The following is a 2,857-nucleotide window of genomic DNA, read 5'->3' as shown; positions in this document are numbered from 1 at the left end:
TCTTATTTTGTGTTGTAGTCTTGTATTACAATGTAACTTAAAGCATAATTATGAGCGAACAGCTTAGTTAATGGTTTCAAGCGTGGCACAACTAACCATTCAAATACCGGATGAACTAGCTCAACGTTTAGAACCGTTGCAAAGTCGCTTGCCTGAATTGCTTTGGCGATTGTTGGATACTGAGCCAGGGGAAACAACACAACAACCATCTGTTAGAGCAGAAACGATAAATATCCCAGAAGTTTATCAAGAAGTACTAGATTTTTTGCTGAAGCGTCCAACACCAGAAGAAATTATTGCTTTTAAAGTATCGGAGCAAGCAGAAAAACGGTTGCAAGCATTACTAGAAAAAAACCGCTCTGGTTCACTTAATTCAATAGAAATAGCAGAATTAGACGTTTACGAACAATTAGAACATCTGATGATTTTACTTAAGGCGCGAGCGACAGCAAATTAATTAAATAAAATGTCTTCTAATTCAATTTCTACAGAACTGAGAAAGCTGGTCATAAATAGAGCTTCAGGACGTTGTGAATATTGTTTAATTCATTCGAGCTATTCGATTTATACTCATGAAGTAGATCATATTATCGCTATTAAACATGGTGGTGAAACTAGTAGCGAGAACTTAGCACTTTCATGCCTATCGTGTAATCGACATAAGGGTTCTGATTTTGCGACTATCGATGCAGAAACAGGAGAAATTGTTCCATTGTTTAACCCACGTCGCCAAAAATGGGATGAACATTTCTATTTTGAAGGTGCAAGAATTGAGGGAAAAACTCAGATGGGAAAAGCGAGTACTAGGTTGCTTCAGTTTAATAATCCTAATCGATTACTTCAACGACAAGTGTTAATGAGCCAACAAAAATATCCGTAAACAAAATTTTGAGTAATATTATTAGTAAAATAATTTAATTTAAATTACTAAGGATATAAGAATGAATTATAGTAGAGATTCTTTACCACCAATCAACCTCATTCCTCTTAAAGATAAAACTGATAATAGAGAAGAACGAGTAAGAAAAAATAGGCTGATAAAAATAGCTACACCAACCGATATTCGCTTTGTAAAAGTACTGGAATTTTTACGGAGCAACAATCTATCCGTGAATAGTTGCAAGCTGTACGAACGGGAACTGAAGCGTTTTTTGGGATGGACGCAGTTGTCTTATCATGAGCTACGCCCACGTCACTTGGCATTATATAAAGAATATCTCCGAGACGAAGTACAGACTGATACAGGTAAACCGCTTTCAAAAAGTAGTATCAATGCCGGGATTTCAGCACTCAAAAGCTTTTTCAAATGGATGTGTAACACATATCCTGACATCATGGCGGCAAATCCGACGCTAGGGGTGAAACTAGAAAAAATTCCCCTACCACCAGCCCAAAGTTTAACAGCAGAACAGATGGAGAGGGTATGGTCAGCGTTAGAATTACTGGGAGAAACAAAGCAACGGGACACCGCGCTTGTCCACATTCTGAGCCACGGACTCCGCGCTGGGGAAATTGTCGAGTTAAATGTTGGGTCATTCGATGGCAAGCTACTGTTCTTACCCGATACCAAAACCAATGAACCGCGCCTAGTGCCATTGCGAAAGGAAAGCCGAGAAGTATTAACTGAGTATTTGCTTTCGCGTGAAGAACTTGGAGAAGAATTAAACAGCCTCACCCCACTGATGATTTCGCACCATGCGTCATATAAAGGTGAACGCTTGAGTTATCACGGAATTTACTTTGCGGTGGAGAAAATAGGTGAGCTTGCAGGCATTGAAGAACTACACCCGCATTCGTTTCGACACACTTACGCTACTGACTTGTTAATGTTGGGCATAGATCCAAGCCATGCAAGGAAGTTGACAGGACATACTAGTGAGAAGGCATTTAGACGGTACACACTTCGCTCGGAACAAGAAGCGGCAATAGCGGCTTACTATCGAGCGATAGGTGAGGAGCCAGAAAAGGAGTCCTAAGCAAAAATGAAATAGAAACTAACTGGAGATTTTGAGGAAATCAAAATTTTAAATTATGAGTCGCCCACGAATTATTCAACCAGGACAAAGTTATACATTTAGTAAGTATTTTGAATTACCATTCTCTCCAGAAGACATACTGATTGAACTAGGTTGTACTTATGAGCGTGAACGCTTACAATTACCCAGAACAGAATCTTTAAGTAAAGAAACCCAGCAATTGCAGCAGCTAATTGAACGCAATCTTCGGCGAGTCAAGTTACTAAGTGAAGATGCACGTAAACAAGCAATTATTGCACCAATACTGCTGGAAGTATGTGAAATAGCGCAAACCCAGTTGAATATTGAGTATGCAATCAATGTTAGTGATCAACTCAAAGGCAACCTAGATTATTACATTGATAAAGGTAAAGGCTTGTTAGTGATAGAGGCAAAACAAGCTGATTTAAGCAGAGGATTTACACAATTAGCAGTAGAATTGATAGCTTTGTCTGAGTGGATAAATTTAGATAAACCGATTATATATGGTGCAGTAACCACTGGGGAAGATTGGCGTTTTGCTAGATATAATCGTCAAGAAAAACAGATAACAGAAGATTTGAAGTTATATAGAGTACCGGAAGAATTACCAGAATTAATAGAAATTTTGGTTGGGATATTAAGTGAGTAAAGGACAAACAGATGCCCAAGCCACTTGACCCCAAATGCCAATTATGTGCCAAGTTACCGACAGCTAAGGCGAGAGTATTGCATGGGACAGAAGGTGATGGCTGCTGGAATCCAAAGGTTTGTCACAATCGCCGTTCCTTCTACCGCAACCGCAACAAAGATGATTCTGGGCAAATTGAAGCGATCGCCGTTGAGCCACCCGCAACATATTT

General features: G+C 39.4%; 4 protein-coding genes and 1 pseudogene. All 5 read left to right on the top strand.

Annotation, left to right across the window (positions count from 1 at the left end; genetic code table 11):
• Nucleotides 1-82 precede the first annotated feature (82 nt).
• On the top strand, nucleotides 83-457 hold the full coding sequence (locus H6G79_RS36205) for a hypothetical protein (RefSeq protein ID WP_190595330.1): 375 nt from the start codon (nucleotides 83-85) through the stop codon (nucleotides 455-457).
• Between the two features lie 9 nt (nucleotides 458-466).
• Nucleotides 467-880, top strand: a complete 414-nt coding sequence (locus tag H6G79_RS36200; protein WP_191049441.1) for an HNH endonuclease — start codon at nucleotides 467-469, stop codon at nucleotides 878-880.
• A 61-nt stretch (nucleotides 881-941) separates the two neighbouring features.
• Complete coding sequence (locus H6G79_RS36195; protein ID WP_191049440.1) at nucleotides 942-1,976, top strand: site-specific integrase; 1,035 nt, start codon at nucleotides 942-944, stop codon at nucleotides 1,974-1,976.
• Nucleotides 1,977-2,031: 55 nt separating this feature from the next.
• The gene (locus tag H6G79_RS36190) at nucleotides 2,032-2,646 is read left to right on the top strand and encodes a hypothetical protein (RefSeq protein WP_190595327.1); all 615 of its coding nucleotides are present in this window, start codon (nucleotides 2,032-2,034) and stop codon (nucleotides 2,644-2,646) included.
• 11 nt (nucleotides 2,647-2,657) lie between these two features.
• A pseudogene (locus H6G79_RS36185) lies at nucleotides 2,658-2,857 on the top strand (hypothetical protein); the annotation flags it as partial.

This window comes from Anabaena sp. FACHB-83 (assembly GCF_014697485.1).
Lineage (GTDB): Bacteria > Cyanobacteriota > Cyanobacteriia > Cyanobacteriales > Nostocaceae > Nostoc_B.
This window is presented reverse-complemented; position numbering and strand designations above follow the sequence as displayed.

Coding starts and splice junctions, on each gene's coding strand:
- H6G79_RS36200 (WP_191049441.1), top strand. CDS start 467: ATGTCTTCTAATTCAATTTCTACAGAACTGAGAAAGCTGGTCATAAAT.
- H6G79_RS36195 (WP_191049440.1), top strand. CDS start 942: ATGAATTATAGTAGAGATTCTTTACCACCAATCAACCTCATTCCTCTT.
- H6G79_RS36190 (WP_190595327.1), top strand. CDS start 2,032: ATGAGTCGCCCACGAATTATTCAACCAGGACAAAGTTATACATTTAGT.